The organism is Cohaesibacter gelatinilyticus (assembly GCF_900215605.1).
GTDB lineage: Bacteria > Pseudomonadota > Alphaproteobacteria > Rhizobiales > Cohaesibacteraceae > Cohaesibacter > Cohaesibacter gelatinilyticus.
Genome location: NZ_OBEL01000004.1, coordinates 236,044 through 251,567 on the forward strand (window position 1 = coordinate 236,044; position 15,524 = coordinate 251,567).

Genomic DNA, 15,524 nt, shown 5'->3' on the forward strand with positions numbered 1-15,524 from the left:
CCATGACCAATCCACGTGCCAAGGCACGCACAGACATGCGGCATTTCCTTTGTGAGATCGAAGACGGTATTGCGCGTGTCTCACTTGATCGGCCAGAGCGCAAAAACCCTCTGACCTTTGAAAGCTATGCTGAGATGCGCGATTGGTTTCGCGATCTGCATTATGCCGATGATGTCAAAGCGGTGGTGTTTCTGCCCAATGGCGGCAACTTCTCTTCCGGTGGTGATGTTCATGACATCATTGGTCCACTGGTCAAGATGGATATGAAAGGCCTTTTGGCTTTTACCCGCATGACAGGTGATCTGGTAAAAGCGATCGTCAATTGCGGGAAGCCAGTGATTGCGGCCGTTGACGGCGTCAGCGTTGGGGCGGGAGCCATTATTGCAATGGCATCAGATCTGCGTATTGGTACTCCTGAGAGCAAAACTGCATTTCTATTCACTCGCGTCGGACTCGCTGCCTGTGATATGGGCGCTTGTGCCATTTTGCCCCGTATCATCGGGCAAGGTCGTGCTGCAGACCTTCTTTATTCCGGTCGCTCCATGTCAGGCGAGGAAGGTGAACGTTGGGGCTATTTCAATCGCCTGACTGATGCTGACAGTCTTGAAGAAGACGCCATCAATTGGGCCAAACGTCTGGCAGATGGACCGAATTTCGGCCACATGATCACCAAGACCATGTTGGCTCAGGAATGGTCCATGTCCATTGAGCAAGCCATCGAGGCGGAAGCGCAAGCTCAAGCCATCTGTATGCAGACCGGCGATTTTGAGCGCGCTTACCGGGCCTTCGTTGCCAAAGAAAAACCAATCTTTGAGGGCAACTGATGGCAGATCAATCTTATCTTTCCTGGCCATTCCTTGAGGACAAACATCGTGAGCTCGCGACGACCCTGCGCCAATGGGCAAGTGATAATTTAAGTAATATCGATCATTCTGATGTCGATAATGCCTGCAAGGATCTCGTTGCCAAACTGGGTACTGCTGGCTGGGCCAACCATTCAGCGATTGATCCGACAGATGCAAGCTCCAGGCTTGATGTGCGTAGCCTTTGCCTGTTGCGTGAGACATTGGCCTATCATGATGGATTGGCGGATTTTTCCTTCGCCATGCAAGGTCTGGGGACCGGGGCCATTTCGCTCTTTGGGTCTGATGCCCAAAAGGCGGAATGGCTTCCGAAAACACGATCAGGGCAAGCCATTGCAGCTTTTGCTTTGACAGAACCGAGTTCCGGATCTGATGTTGCCAATTCCACTATGACGGCAACCGAAGATGGCGATCACTTCATTCTCAATGGTGAGAAAACCTGGATCTCCAATGGTGGCATTGCGGATGTTTACACGCTTTTTGCGCGCACCGGTGAGGCTCCAGGCGCGAGAGGGCTATCTGCTTTTGTCATTCCGGCAGGGTTGGAAGGTTTTGAGGTCGCCGAACGACTGGAGACAATCGCTCCGCATCCTTTGGCTTTGCTGCGCTTTACTAATTGTCGCGTTCCCAAGTCCTGTTTACTTGGAGAACGTGGGCAAGGCTTCAAGATTGCCATGTCCGTGCTGGATGTTTTTCGCACCACTGTTGCCGCTGCAGCGCTCGGTTTTGCACGACGTGCATTGGATGAAGCACTGGTTCGCGTTACCAGCCGAAAGATCCAGGGTGCGCCATTGTTCGATTTGCAAATGGTGCAAGGCCATATTGCCGATATGGCACTGGATGTGGATGCAGCAGCCCTTCTTATCTATCGCGCAGCTTGGGCCAAGGATAGCGGCGCACCGCGTGTGAGCCGGGAAGCGGCCATGGCCAAACTATTTTCGACTGAGCAGGCACAAATCATCATCGACAAAGCCGTTCAACTCCATGGAGGAGACGGGGTTCGCCATGGTGAAATGGTGGAGCAGCTTTATCGCGATATTCGGGCATTGAGGATCTATGAAGGCGCATCAGACGTCCAGAAGATCATCATTGCTCGCCAGACACTGACGGCCTTTGAAAGTTAGAGACTGGCAAAGGCTTCTAATCAGAGGGACAGGCATTGGGAGGAACTATGCTGGGACCAACTGCACATATCGACAGCTTTACGCGGGACAATCTACCGCCCGCTGATCAATGGCCTGATTTCTTGCTTGATGGCTTTGATTACCCCGAGCATATCAATGCTGGTGTCGAGCTGACTGATGCCATGGTCGAGAAAGGCTTTGGCGATCACACTGCCCTCATCGGCAATGGCCGCCGCCGCACTTATAAAGAGCTCTCAGACTGGACCAATCGATTGGCCCATGTTCTGGTTGAAGATCTTGGTGTCAAATCCGGCAATCGCATCCTCATTCGCTCGGCAAACAATCCGGCCATGGTCGCCTGTTGGCTGGCTGCGACCAAGGTAGGCGCTGTTGTGGTCAATACCATGCCTTTGCTACGTGCTGGGGAACTGGCGAAGATTATCGATAAAGCAGAGATCTCCCACGCTCTTTGCGATACGCGCTTGATGGATGAGATGCTGCTCTGTCAGGAGATGTCCGAGCATCTGATATCTGTGACTGGATTTGATGGTACCTCCAATCACGAAGCCGAACTGGATCACCTCGCTCTCGAGAAGCCTGTTCTCTTTGATGCCGTGCAAACCGGACGTGATGATGTCGCCCTGCTTGGTTTCACCTCAGGCACCACAGGCTCTCCGAAGGCCACCATGCATTTCCATCGTGATCTTCTGATCATCGCCGATGCTTATGCCAAGGAAATCCTGAAAATCACGCCCGACGATGTTTTTGTCGGTTCGCCTCCACTTGCCTTTACGTTCGGTCTTGGCGGTCTGGCAATCTTCCCGCTTCGCTTTGGTGCAGCAGCAACGCTTCTTGAGGCTGCAACGCCACCAAAGATGATCGAGATCATCGAGAAATATAAGGCGACTGTTTGCTTTACCGCTCCAACGGCCTATCGCGTCATGCTGGCTGCCATGGAAGAGGGGGCAGATCTCAGCTCTTTGCGTGCAGCGGTCTCGGCTGGGGAAACACTCCCTGCACCGGTTTTTGATGATTGGAAAGCCAAAACCGGCAAGCCTATGCTGGATGGCATTGGCGCGACAGAAATGCTCCATATTTTCATTTCCAATCGATTTGATGACCATAAAGCTGCTTGTACCGGCAAGCCGGTTCATGGCTATGAGGCGAAAGTGATCGGGGAAGATGGCACCGAAGTGCCGAGAGGCGAAGTTGGTCGCTTGGCTGTGCGTGGTCCGACCGGATGCCGCTATCTCGCCGATGATCGCCAGGCAGGCTATGTGAAAGATGGTTGGAATGTCACCGGCGATTCCTTTAGGCAAGATGAGGATGGTTATTTTCATTTTGCAGCTCGCAATGACGATATGATCATCTCTTCTGGCTATAACATTGCCGGACCTGAGGTCGAAGCCGCGCTTCTGTCCCATCCGAATGTGGCGGAATGTGCCGTTCTAGGTGTGCCGGATGAAGCACGCGGCACGATTGTTCGTGCATATGTTGTGCTCAAAGACGGAATCACTGAGAGTGAAGACACGATTAAGTTGCTGCAAGATCATGTAAAAGCTACCATTGCTCCGTTCAAATATCCGCGCTCGATTGTTTTCACTCAGGCGCTTCCAAAAACTGAAACAGGCAAAATTCAGCGGTTCCGTCTGCGTGAGGCTGCAAAATCCGAATGATGCGAACCACGAACCAGCTTGAGGAAAGATCATGACACCTGCTGTCTTTGTACAAATCAGATGCACGCCGGGAACCACCTATAAAGTGGCCGATGAGATTGCCAAACGCGAGCTCTATTCCGAGCTTTATTCCACCTCTGGTGAATATGATCTTCTCATGAAGCTCTATGTGCCAAAGGACGAGGATATTGGACAGTTTCTCGACGAAAACCTGTTTGATATTCCGGACATCAAACGCACGCTGACAACCTTTACCTTCAACGCTTTTTAAAAAGGTAAGACAAGCGTCAAACAATTCAGCACTGACAACAATCATATCACCATCAATAAACCAGTCAGTGCTTTCAAAAAGACTATTCATATCTTCTGGGAGGAAATTATGAGAAAGATCAAATCACTCGCTCTGGCGGTATCCGCACTGGCTTTGGCAAGTGCAAGCTTTGTACCGGCACAGGCTGGTGCATTGAAAGTCGGCATGATCACCACCTTGTCCGGCGGCGGTGCTGGCCTTGGTATCGATGTGCGTGATGGCTTCTTGCTGGCGCTTAAAAAAGCTGGCCGCAAGGATATCGAGCTTGTCATCGAAGATGATCAGCGCAAGCCTGATATTGCCGTGCAGTTGACCGACAAGATGATCCAGTCCGAGAAGGTTGATGTTCTAACTGGTATCATCTGGTCCAACCTCGCCATGGCTGTAGTGCCTGCAACAACCGCGCAGGGCAAATTCTATCTTTCTCCGAATGCTGGCCCCTCTGCTTTGGCTGGTCGCGGCTGCCACAAGAACTACTTCAATGTCGCATGGCAGAATGATGCTTTGCACGAAGCGGCTGGCGCATATGCCAATGATGCTGGTTACAAAAAGTCCTTCATCATGGCTCCAAATTATCCAGCAGGTAAGGACGCTCTGACCGGCTATAAGCGCATGTTCAAGGGCGAACTGGCAGGTGAGGTTTTCACCCGTCTGGGTCAGACCGATTATGCTGCTGAAATTGCGCAAATCCGTGCCTCTGGTGCTGACAGTGTCTATTTCTTCCTGCCAGGTGGCATGGGCATCTCTTTTCTTAAGCAATATGCAGCATCTGGTATCAAAACCCCGGTCGTCGGTCCTGCTTTCAGCTTTGACCAAGGTATCTTGCAGGCGGTTGGCGCAGCAGCTCTTGGTGTGAAGAACACCTCACAGTGGAACAAGGATATCGACAATGCAGCCAACAAGGCTTTCGTCGAATCCTTCCAGGCTGAATATGGCCGTCTGCCATCCCTTTATGCTTCCCAGGGTTTCGATACTGCCAATCTGTTGATCAGCGCCTCGGCTGATGCGGATGTGAACGATCAGGATGCATTCCGCGCAGCGCTGAAGGCTGCAAAGTTCGACTCTGTTCGTGGTGACTTTGCCTTTGGTCCAAACAACCATCCAGTTCAGAACATCTATGTCCGTGAAGTCGTCAAGGAAGGTGATGTTTTCACCAACAAGCGTATTGCAACCGGCCTGACCAATCATGGCGATGTCTATGCCGCTGACTGCAAAATGTAAGCAGTCTTTCGCGTAAATCAAAATGGCATTCCCCCGCCATCAATCAAAACACATATACGGCGGGGCGATGCATCCAAACCAGTGATAGGTTTTCCCTGATATCAGGAGAGATCAACTCTCCTGATCATCGGAATGGGAAAGCTGCGGCCGGTCTTCTCGCTGTAAGTTGCCTGATAGCTAAGGCTTGGAAGCGAAAATTATGAGATCGAACCCGCCAAACTTGGGTGTTTGAGATACATGTCAACTCTTCTGCTCATAGAACAGATACTCAACGGACTTCAGTTCGGAATGATGTTGTTTCTGATGTCCGCCGGATTGACTTTGGTGTTCGGCGTGATGGGGCTGATCAATCTGGCCCATGGATCGCTTTACATGATCGGAGCGTTCGTGGCTGCCAGCATGGCCGCAGTTACCGGTTCTTTCTTTCTGGCTCTTATTGCTGCATTGGCTGCTGCTGCTGCTGCTGCTGCTGGTGTGTTGGTCGAAATGCTGGTGATCCGACGCCTCTATGATCGCGATCATCTCGATCAGGTTCTGGCAACTTTTGCGCTCATTCTGATTTTTTCCGAAGGCACCCGCTATATCTTTGGTTCTTTCCCACTCTTTCTCGATGCTCCCTCTTATCTGTCCGGATCGGTTGAGCTGTTCGGCGGCATTCAATATCCAGCTTATCGCCTAGCCATCATCGCCATTGGTCTTGTCGTGATGGTGGGATTGTTCCTGCTGATTTCCAAAACGCGACTGGGCATTCAGATCCGTGCGGGGGAAAGCGATCGTGAAATGATTGCGGCTTTGGGCGTTGATATTTCTCGCCTTTATACGATCGTCTTTGCTGCCGGTGCTGCTCTGGCCGGTTTTGCAGGAGCCATGGTCGGGGCCATTCAGGCCGTGCAAGTCGGTATGGGTGAGCCTGTACTTATTCTGGCCTTTGTGGTGATCGTGATTGGTGGTATCGGATCGATCAAAGGAGCATTGATTGGCTCATTGTTGGTTGGTCTCACCGATACCTTGGGGCGTTTCTTGCTGCCCGCCATGCTTGGCACCTTCATGGAGCCATCAGCCGCCACGTCGGTTGGTTCCTCCATCGCCTCCATGCTGATCTATATCTTGATGGCAGGTGTTTTGATCCTTCGGCCTTCCGGCCTGTTTGGGAAGGCTTGATCCATGACCAATCATTTGAACCGGGAACAAGTTCTCAATTCCTTTGTCATTTTTGCCCTGCTGGCTGTACCGCTCTGGGCATGGCAAATGGACGAACCTTTTCTGATCACACTTTCCACCAAGGTTGCCATTCTGGCCCTGGCAGGTGTGGGGCTTAATTTTGCCCTCGGCCTTGGTGGCCTTGTCAGTCTTGGTCATGCTGCCTTCTTCGGAATTGGTGGCTATGCCATGGGCATTCTGGCAAGCCATGCCCAATCCTATACCCCGTTGATGGAATGGCCTTTTTTGATTGAAGGCACCAAATCCATGCCGATCATCTGGCTTGTGGCCTTGATCGCATCCGGCTTGGTGGCTCTGGTAATCGGTGCGCTGTCTCTGCGTACCTCCGGCGTCTATTTCATCATGATCACTCTGGCCTTTGGTCAGATGCTGTTCTTCTTTGCGATCAGTTGGCCTGCCTATGGTGGTGAGGATGGTCTCTCCATTTATGTTCGCAATAGCTTTCCGGGCCTGAACACGCTGGCACCCATCGAGTTCTTCGCGCTTGTCTATGTCATCCTCTGCTTGGCTTTGTTTCTGGTGGCGCGTCTTGCCAAATCCCATTTTGGTCTTGCTTTGCAGGCCACGCGCCAGAACCCGGAGCGCGCAGAAGCCGTTGGCCTTGCTCCCTTCCGTTTGCGTCTCATCGCCTTTGTCATTTCCGGCATGATCACAGGCTTGGCTGGTGCGCTCTTTGCCGATCTCAATCGCTTCATCAGCCCGACCATGTTCAGCTGGCACACCAGTGGCGAGGTCATGATTTTCATCATCCTTGGTGGGGTAGGGCGTCTCTATGGCCCTGTTGTGGGTGCGGCTCTCTACATTCTGTTGGAGCATATTCTGGGTGGTTTATCCTCTTATTGGCAGATTTTCCTCGGCGTCCTGTTGCTGCTAGTTGTTCTGTTTGCCCGTGGTGGTGTGATTGGAGCCTTGGTTGGACGGGAGAAAGCTGGTGAGTGAAACAATGACCAACGCTGATACCAAACCTGTTCTGAAGGTCGAAAACATCACCAAATATTTTGGTGCTCTCAGGGCCAGTCATAATATCTCTCTGGATCTTCGCCCCGGTGAAATTCACGCGTTGATTGGACCAAATGGAGCAGGGAAATCCACCCTGATCAAGCAGATCGCCGGGGGACTGACACCCGATGAGGGGCGTATCGAGTTTTTGGATGACGACATCACCAGTCTCGACACGATAGCTCGCGCTCGTATGGGACTTGGCCGTACCTTTCAGATCTCTTCCCTCGCACTGGACTATAGTGTTTTGCAGAATGCGGTGCTGGGAGCCTTGGGTGCCAAACGCAAAAGCTATGGCTTCTTTCGCTCTGCGATGAAAGATCAGGAATTGCTGAACATTGCCCATCAGGCCCTGAAGCGTGTGGGATTGGATGAGCGTGCCAATATTCGCACCTCAGAGCTATCCCATGGGGAAAGACGTCAATTGGAAGTCGCGGTCGCCCTGACCCTTTCGCCAAAAGCCTTTCTGATGGATGAACCCATGGCGGGTTTGGGAGCGGGGGGATCTGCCCGGCTCACCACTTTTTTGGATGAGTTACGTCATGAGGCGCCGATCCTATTGATTGAACATGATATGGATGCCGTTTTCAAACTGGCGGACCGCATCAGTGTCCTGGTCTATGGTGAGGTCATTGCAACCGGTAGTGCGGATGAAATTCGCTCCAATGAAGACGTGCGAAAAGCCTATCTGGGTGAGGAGACAGACGAATGAGCTTGCTTGAAGTCTCGAATGTAACCGCCTTTTATGGCCCCTCCCAGGCCCTGTTTGGTGTCGATCTGACCATTGAAGAGGGTGAAGTTGTTGCCCTCATGGGCCGCAATGGCATGGGTAAGACCACGACTATTGCTACCATCTGCCGGATGTTAACCACCAAGGACGGCAACATCACCTTTGCTGGTCAGTCTCTGGACAATCTGCCTTCGCATAAAGTTGCTCGACTTGGGATAGGTCTTGTGCCTGAAGGGCGTCGCTGTTTTGCCGGTCTGACGGTAGAAGAGAATTTGATCGCAGCTGCCCGACCCGGTTATTGGACCTTTGAAACGGTGGGGGAGTTCTTTCCTCGATTGAAGGAACGTCGTGACCAGAGCGCAGGTTCTCTTTCCGGTGGTGAGCAGCAAATGCTTGCCATTGGCCGCGCTTTGATGACCAACCCGACATTGCTCATTCTGGATGAAGCAACAGAAGGTTTGGCCCCTGTTGTGAGACAGGAAATCTGGTCGGCCATTGCCAGATTGAAGGAGCAGAGCGGCCTTGCCATTCTCGTGGTAGATAAATCTTTGAAAGAATTGTCTTCTATTGCAGATCGTGCGGTCATTCTGGAAAAAGGCCAATCTGTCTGGCAAGGGGCCATGACAGATCTTACCAGTGAACTGACTGACAAATATCTCGGTGTCTAAAAGGGGAAAATCGTGGCTTTTCATCACCCGCAGAAAATCCTCTTTCGTCATTGTGACCCGGCCGGAATAGTCTTCTATCCGCGCTATTTCGAGATGATCAATGACACAGTCGAGGCCTGGTTTGATCAGGGCCTGGGTTATTCCTTTGAGGAAATTCACGGATTGGGAAAAGCTGCTGTGCCGACCGCTCGTATTGAGACCACCTTCAAGGCGCCCAGCAAACATGGCGATCATCTGATCATCACGCTATCCGCTACTCGATTGGGACGATCCAGTCTGGATTTATCCTTTGAAGCAAAGGCAGGGGAGGAAGTTCGCTTTTCTGCCAGCTCCACTCTTGTCTATGTCAATGATACAGGTAGACCTGTCAGTTGGCCCGATCATTTACGGGCTGCAATCGAGAAACACTTGGACCTTTCAAACTGAAACTTGTCTCATTCCTGCTTGAGGGCGACAGCTGTATTGCAGATCACCCCAAGGCATTGCTGGTATTGCGCTGCCTGACATTCGCCGCATCAGTTCGACTGACCGAACGTGCCAAATAAGCAAAACACATGACATATATCAGACCTGCCGCAAGAATGAGTTCACCAGGAATAGGCCCCACGCTGGCCCGTTCGATGAATTGATCAAAGGAGAGCACCGGCGTTGGGTGAATGAACAATTTGCCGAGATAAGCTATGGCCTGAATGAGCAGAATCCAGAGATAATTGCGCCGAATTCGACGTCCCATAGCTGTCACATAATCGATATGATATTCAGGCTTTAGATAATCTTCCGCCAGCACCGCCTGCCAATGAAAATCGATCTGGTAATCCTGATGTTGTAGCATTGGGACATAAAAGTGCTTTTCCATCCAGCGCGCCCGAGCACGCCAGACATTGAAATATCGATATCGTCGGGCCTCCAGCATCATGAATAGCCAGATCAATATGCCGACAATCAGCAAGGGCAGGGGAGATGCCGTCGCAGACGAAAAGGTGATGGATAGCGCAATTCCGAGTGAAACAATGGCCCAATTGGTTGTGGTATCCAGCCTGGTTCGCCATGTGGTACTTCGATAAATCTCACCTCGATAGAGATGCGCGAGCGCTCCAATTTCTGCTGATGATAAATCCTTATATTGATGCTTGGGTTCTTCGGTCATAGAGGTCCAATCGTCGGCGAGGGTTAGGTGTGCATCCTATTTTCGGCTTTCACGCCGTATCACCAATAAGATTTGACACCAAATCACTATCAGGATTGCACAAATCCTCAACCACATCAAAATGATGCTTGCCCTCAGCAAAGTACAATCCAGTCTTCGTGCCCTGCATAGCCCATTTCTCAGCCAACAATGAAGACTGACGCAAGAATTCAGGCCGTTCCGCTGCACCCACCCAGCACAGAATGTCCGAACCCTCAATCGCTTCGTTCAGATAGGCACTCTCGGCACTGGCACTATCCGGTGTCAGTTTCAGATTTTCGTTCATTTTGGCAAGCTGCAAGGGGCGTAGGTCATGTAGACCGCTGATGGAAATGGTCTTTTTGATGCGGCTTTGAACCTCTGTAGGCAAAGGACTGTCCTTGCAGATCATTCGAGAGACCAGATGCCCCCCTGCAGAATGTCCTGTCAGATTGATTGGCCCCGCAACCTTTTGCGCAGCCAACGTAATGGCCTGGCCAATCTGTTTGGTAATTGCCGGGATCGTGGCCTCAGGCGCCAATATATAGCTAGGTAATGCCACGGCCCATCCGTTCAACAGAGCTCCTTTAGCAAGATGGGACCAGGAGGACTTGTCAAAGGCAAGCCAGAAGCCGCCATGAACGAAAACAACCAGTCCTTTTGCACCAGTTTTCGGTACAAACAGATCCAGGCATTGCCGTTGATGGTCTCCATAGCTCAATTCTTGGTAGTCATAAGCTTCATGGTCTGAGACCCAATCACGGAAGTCTTGTGCTTCCTTCGCCCAGCGTGGAGGAAATTCCATGCCGCCGGGAATGAAATCGGCATTGGCAAATGCTTCGGTCCAGTCAATTCCAGTTTTATCGCTCATCTCGATTCCGCAGTTCTGTTTCAACACTTCCAAATATCAATGCATATCAAAGAGCCGTCACGCAAGAAAAGCGTTAGAACCCAATCAGATATCACGCTCGCCGGTCACGATCTCTCCACATGCATGAATTGAAGATTACAATAATATTTCAAGCTTAAAATTTCAAGCTTGAAATAAATTGATATTGGCCTTATCCTGACACCCATACAAAGCGCCGAAGAGCGTCATCACATGACATCTGGAGGAGAGTCACATGCGGATCGCCTGTTTGGGTGGAGGACCAGCTGGTCTCTATTTTGCCATTTCAATGAAGTTGCGCGACCCAAGCCATGAGGTCGTAGTGATTGAGCGTAACCGGGCCAATGACACATTCGGCTGGGGAGTGGTTCTCTCAGATGATGCTCTGGAAAATCTGCAAATCAACGATCCAAAGAGCGCTCAGGCCATTCGCGATCATTTTGCCTATTGGGATGACATCGCTGTCGTCCATGATGGTGTGCGTACCGTTTCTGGCGGCCATGGTTTTGCGGGCATCGGCCGCAAGCAAATGCTGGTCCTGTTGCAGGAGCGTGCTCGCGAATTGGGTGTAGAGCTGCGCTTTGAGAGCCAATTTGATACGGCAGCCGATTTCAAGGATGAGTATGATCTTGTCGTGGCTTGTGATGGCATCAATTCCAGCACCCGCAGTGCATATGCCGAGCATTTCAAGCCTGATATTGATGTGCGTGCTTGTAAATTCATCTGGCTTGGCACTCATCAGAAGTTTGATGACGCCTTTACTTTTATTTTCGAGAAGACCGAGCATGGCTGGATCTGGGCGCATGTCTATCAGTTCGATGATGACACGGCGACCTTCATCGTCGAGTGTGCGCAAGAGACCTGGGACAAGTTCGGCTTTGAGGCCATGTCCAAGGAAGAAATTGTTCGGACCTGTGAGGAAGTCTTTGCCGATCATCTTGGCAGTCACGCTCTCATGTCCAATGCCGACCATCTGCGTGGATCTGCAGTCTGGATGAACTTCCCGCGGGTTCTTTGTGAGAAATGGTATCACGACAATATCGTTTTGCTCGGCGACGCTTCTGCAACTGCTCACTTCTCGATCGGCTCTGGCTCGCGTCTGGCCTTTGATAGTGCGATTGCGCTCGCCAACTATCTGCATAGCGAGCCAGATATGGAAGCAGCCTTCAAACGCTATCAGGAAGAGCGCCGGCTGGAGGTTTTGCGCCTGCAATCCGCTGCACGTAACTCTCTGGAATGGTTTGAGGAAGTGGAACGTTATCTGGATCTCGATCCGGTGCAGTTCAACTATTCTTTGCTGACCCGCTCTCAACGCATCAGCCACGAAAATCTGCGCCTTCGAGATGCCAAATGGCTGCAATCAGCCGAAAAATGGTTCCAGACAGAGGCAGGTGTTGCTGATAATGAGCCGGTTCGTGCCCCAATGTTCGCCCCATTCAAATTGCGTAATATGGAGTTGAGCAACCGCATCGTCGTTTCGCCCATGGCACAGTATAAAGCAACAGATGGCACTCCCAATGACTGGCATCTGGTCCATTTGGGCGAGCGCGCCAAAGGTGGAGCAGGCCTTATATATACTGAAATGACTTGCGTCTCGGATACAGGCCGTATCACGCCGGGCTGTCCTGGTCTTTATGCGCCAGAGCATGAAGCAGGTTGGAAACGCATCACCGACTTTGTCCATTCCGAGACTGACGCCAAAATCTGCTGTCAGATTGGCCATTCCGGTCGCAAAGGTTCCACCAAACTTGGCTGGGAAGGTATGGATCAGCCGTTGGATGCGGACAATTGGGAGCTGATCTCAGCTTCAAGCATTCCTTGGTCGGCAAACAACGCCACCCCACGCGCCATGACCAGAGCAGATATGAACGAAGTGACGGCTCAATTCGTCTCCGCAACTCAAATGGCAGATCGTGCAGGCTTCGATATGATCGAACTTCATGCTGCTCATGGCTATCTCATTTCAAGCTTCATTTCTCCGCTCTCCAACCAGCGAGATGACGACTATGGGGGCAGTCTGGAAAATCGCCTGCGCTATCCTTTGGAAGTGTTCAAAGCCATGCGGCATGCCTGGCCGAGTGACAAACCATTGGCTGTTCGTATTTCTGCAAATGACTGGGTAGGGGAAGACGGCGTTACGCCGTCCGAGGCAGTGCAAATAGCCAAAGCTTTTGAAGCAGCAGGGGCTGACATCATCGATGTCTCTGCTGGGCAAACATCCGTCGATGCTAAGCCGGTCTATGGTCGTATGTTCCAGACCCCTTTCTCTGATCGCATTCGCAATGAAGCAGGCCTGAAAACCATGGCCGTTGGCAATATTTATGAAGCCGACCATGTCAATTCCATTCTGATGGCAGGTCGTGCTGATCTCGTCTGTCTGGCTCGCCCGCATCTCACCGACCCATATTGGACACTGCATGCTGGCACTGGCATCGGTGATCGCCATGCCAAATGGCCATTGCCATATGAGGCTGGACGGGATCAGTCCTGGCGATTGGCGGATCGAGATGCCGAGATGGTTGGCAAAGTCTGATCAACGAGCAAGTGCGGGCTCGGTTAGTAAAGCGGGAAATATAGGAAGTTTTGGTGAGGACCAATTATGAGCAATAAACCCTATAATCCAGGCTCGGAAGGAGCCAGGATGAATTTCAAGGACGCCATGTCTTATGGAGATTATCTGAAACTGGAGACAATGCTGGAACTGCAGCATCCATTATCTGACGCTCATGATGAGATGTTGTTTGTCATTCAGCATCAGACCAGTGAGCTCTGGATGAAACTGGCTTTGCATGAAATGTCTGCTGCCCGAAATGCTCTTAATTCAGGCGATATCGCCAATATGTTCAAGATGCTGGCGCGTGTCTCGCGTATCTTTGAACAACTAAACAATGCGTGGGATGTGTTGCGAACCATGACGCCAGCGGACTATACCAAATTTCGCGAAGCTCTCGGTCCGTCATCCGGTTTTCAATCCTATCAATATCGTATGATCGAATATGTGCTGGGCAATAGAAATCCCAATATGCTCAAGCCTCATGCACATTTGCCGGATATCCATGAAATGCTGAGTGATGAGCTTGCACGTCCGAGCTTTTATGACGATGTGATCCGCCTGCTCTTCACCACAATTGACGGTCCAGATACCGATATCCCTGCGCCGCAGCTCGATTCTCCTCATAAGGCTGTGCCGGAAGTGCAGGAGAAGTGGAAGCAGGTCTATGAGAATATCGAGCAATATTGGACGCTTTACGAGCTGGGCGAGAAGCTGGTCGATTTGGAAGACTATTTTCGCCGTTGGCGGTTCAATCATGTTACCACCGTAGAACGTGTCATCGGTTTCAAGCGTGGCACTGGCGGTACGGCTGGTGTGGAATATCTGCGCCGTATGCTGAGCGTCGAACTGTTTCCAGAATTATGGCATCTGCGTGGAGATCTCTGATATGTCGATCCAATCTGTCTATCGGAAGGAACTCTTTGATATTCCTTCCGATATTCTCTATCTCGATGGCAACTCCCTTGGTCCTTTGCCAAAAGGTGCTGTGGAGCGGGCCAGCCAGGTGATCAAATCTGAATGGGGTGGAGAGCTGATAAAGGCTTGGAATAGCGCCGACTGGATCTCTCTGCCAAAGAAGGTTGGAGATCAGATCGCTCCTATCATAGGTGCACCCGCTGGTTCTGTTGCGACCGGTGATACTCTATCCATCAAAGTCTATCAGGCTTTGGCCGCGGCCCTGAAAATGCGCCCGGATCGCAAGATAATTGTCTCGGACAATGGCAACTTTCCAACCGATCTTTATATGGCGCAAGGCCTGATAGGGACCATCGATAAAGGCTATGAATTGCGCACTCCTGCGCCGGAAGATGTTGCAGACTCTATCACGGATGATGTTGCTGTGGTGATGCTGACACAGGTCGATTACCGATCCGGACGTATGCATGACATGAGCGAGATTACCCGTAAGGCGCATGAAGCAGGTGCGGTTATGATCTGGGATCTGGCCCATAGCGCTGGTGCCGTGCCGTTGGATCTGGCTGGATGCAATGCCGAGTTTGCCGTTGGCTGTACCTATAAATATCTGAATGGTGGTCCTGGAGCCCCGGCATTCATTTATGTGCGTCCTGATATCATTGAAGATATCCAGCCTGCCCTTGCTGGCTGGATGGGGCATGATGCTCCTTTTGCCATGGAGCTTGACTATCGACCTGCCATGACCACCGAGCGTATGCGCGTCGGTACCCCGCCTATTGTTCAGCTTTCCATTTTGCAAGAAGCCTTGAAAGCATGGGAGGGCGTGGAGATGGAGGATCTGCGAGCAGCTTCCATTGCTCTGTCAGAGCTATTCATTCGCGAGGTCGAGCAGCGTTGTCCGCAGCTAAGCCTTGCCTCGCCGCGTGATCCGGATAGTCGTGGATCGCAGGTTTCCTTTGCCTTTGACCATGGGTATCCTGCGATGCAGGCATTGATTGAACGAGGTGTGATCGGGGATTTCCGAGCGCCGAATATCATGCGGTTTGGCTTCACTCCGTTATATCTGAATGAAGGCAATGTGGTTGCTGCGGCCAAAATCATTGAAGATGTGATCAATCATGATCTGTGGCAGAATCCGAAATACCAAATCAAGTCTCGCGTAACGTAAAAAGCCAGGTTTGGAGAGACC

Annotated in this window: 15 protein-coding genes; 13 read left to right on the forward strand and 2 right to left on the reverse strand. The window is 51.4% G+C overall.

Annotated elements, in window-relative coordinates; all coding sequences use genetic code 11:
- Positions 1 to 2: 2 nt before the first annotated feature.
- From CRO57_RS17085 to CRO57_RS17130, 10 genes are all read left to right on the forward strand, one after another.
- Positions 3 to 824, forward strand: a complete 822-nt coding sequence (locus CRO57_RS17085; RefSeq protein ID WP_097154846.1) for an enoyl-CoA hydratase family protein — start codon at positions 3 to 5, stop codon at positions 822 to 824.
- On the forward strand, positions 824 to 1,987 hold the full coding sequence (locus CRO57_RS17090) for an acyl-CoA dehydrogenase family protein (protein ID WP_097154691.1): 1,164 nt from the start codon (positions 824 to 826) through the stop codon (positions 1,985 to 1,987). Before CRO57_RS17085 ends, CRO57_RS17090 begins: the two co-directional genes overlap by 1 nt.
- Before the next feature lie 47 nt (positions 1,988 to 2,034).
- Complete coding sequence (locus CRO57_RS17095; protein ID WP_097154692.1) at positions 2,035 to 3,663, forward strand: AMP-binding protein; 1,629 nt, start codon at positions 2,035 to 2,037, stop codon at positions 3,661 to 3,663.
- Between the two features lie 31 nt (positions 3,664 to 3,694).
- Positions 3,695 to 3,934 carry an Lrp/AsnC ligand binding domain-containing protein gene (locus tag CRO57_RS17100; protein ID WP_097154693.1) on the forward strand — a complete coding sequence of 80 codons (240 nt, stop codon included), beginning with the start codon at positions 3,695 to 3,697 and terminating at the stop codon, positions 3,932 to 3,934.
- Positions 3,935 to 4,042: 108 nt separating this feature from the next.
- A complete protein-coding gene (locus CRO57_RS17105; RefSeq protein WP_097154694.1) occupies positions 4,043 to 5,194 on the forward strand; it encodes an ABC transporter substrate-binding protein in 1,152 nt (383 codons plus the stop codon).
- 237 nt (positions 5,195 to 5,431) lie between these two features.
- Positions 5,432 to 6,355: a branched-chain amino acid ABC transporter permease gene (locus CRO57_RS17110; RefSeq protein WP_097154695.1), complete on the forward strand. Its 924-nt coding sequence runs from the start codon at positions 5,432 to 5,434 to the stop codon at positions 6,353 to 6,355.
- A gap of 3 nt (positions 6,356 to 6,358) precedes the next feature.
- Entirely contained in the window at positions 6,359 to 7,354 is a 996-nt protein-coding gene (locus tag CRO57_RS17115) for a branched-chain amino acid ABC transporter permease (protein WP_097154696.1), read from the forward strand.
- 4 nt (positions 7,355 to 7,358) lie between these two features.
- On the forward strand, positions 7,359 to 8,126 hold the full coding sequence (locus CRO57_RS17120; protein WP_097154697.1) for an ABC transporter ATP-binding protein: 768 nt from the start codon (positions 7,359 to 7,361) through the stop codon (positions 8,124 to 8,126).
- Complete coding sequence (locus tag CRO57_RS17125; RefSeq protein ID WP_097154698.1) at positions 8,123 to 8,812, forward strand: ABC transporter ATP-binding protein; 690 nt, start codon at positions 8,123 to 8,125, stop codon at positions 8,810 to 8,812. The genes CRO57_RS17120 and CRO57_RS17125 overlap by 4 nt, the downstream gene beginning before the upstream one ends.
- A gap of 12 nt (positions 8,813 to 8,824) precedes the next feature.
- Positions 8,825 to 9,238 carry an acyl-CoA thioesterase gene (locus CRO57_RS17130; RefSeq protein ID WP_244580132.1) on the forward strand — a complete coding sequence of 138 codons (414 nt, stop codon included), beginning with the start codon at positions 8,825 to 8,827 and terminating at the stop codon, positions 9,236 to 9,238.
- Between the two features lie 43 nt (positions 9,239 to 9,281).
- On the opposite strand, the gene CRO57_RS17135 is transcribed toward CRO57_RS17130, so the two are convergent.
- Both CRO57_RS17135 and CRO57_RS17140 read right to left on the reverse strand, forming a co-directional pair.
- Positions 9,282 to 9,959: a DUF2270 domain-containing protein gene (locus CRO57_RS17135; protein ID WP_097154700.1), complete on the reverse strand. Its 678-nt coding sequence runs from the start codon at positions 9,957 to 9,959 to the stop codon at positions 9,282 to 9,284.
- A gap of 49 nt (positions 9,960 to 10,008) precedes the next feature.
- Positions 10,009 to 10,848, reverse strand: a complete 840-nt coding sequence (locus CRO57_RS17140) for an alpha/beta hydrolase (RefSeq protein WP_097154701.1) — start codon at positions 10,846 to 10,848, stop codon at positions 10,009 to 10,011.
- Positions 10,849 to 11,101: 253 nt separating this feature from the next.
- On the opposite strand from CRO57_RS17140, the gene CRO57_RS17145 reads away from it, so the two are divergent.
- The 3 genes from CRO57_RS17145 (at position 11,102) to kynU (ending at position 15,503) form a co-directional block, all read left to right on the forward strand.
- On the forward strand, positions 11,102 to 13,399 hold the full coding sequence (locus CRO57_RS17145) for a bifunctional salicylyl-CoA 5-hydroxylase/oxidoreductase (protein WP_097154702.1): 2,298 nt from the start codon (positions 11,102 to 11,104) through the stop codon (positions 13,397 to 13,399).
- A gap of 66 nt (positions 13,400 to 13,465) precedes the next feature.
- Positions 13,466 to 14,305, forward strand: a complete 840-nt coding sequence (locus tag CRO57_RS17150; protein WP_097154703.1) for a tryptophan 2,3-dioxygenase — start codon at positions 13,466 to 13,468, stop codon at positions 14,303 to 14,305.
- A 1-nt stretch (position 14,306) separates the two neighbouring features.
- Positions 14,307 to 15,503 (forward strand): kynureninase, encoded by a 1,197-nt coding sequence (gene kynU / locus CRO57_RS17155; RefSeq protein ID WP_097154704.1) that lies wholly within the window; start codon positions 14,307 to 14,309, stop codon positions 15,501 to 15,503.
- Positions 15,504 to 15,524 lie beyond the last annotated feature (21 nt).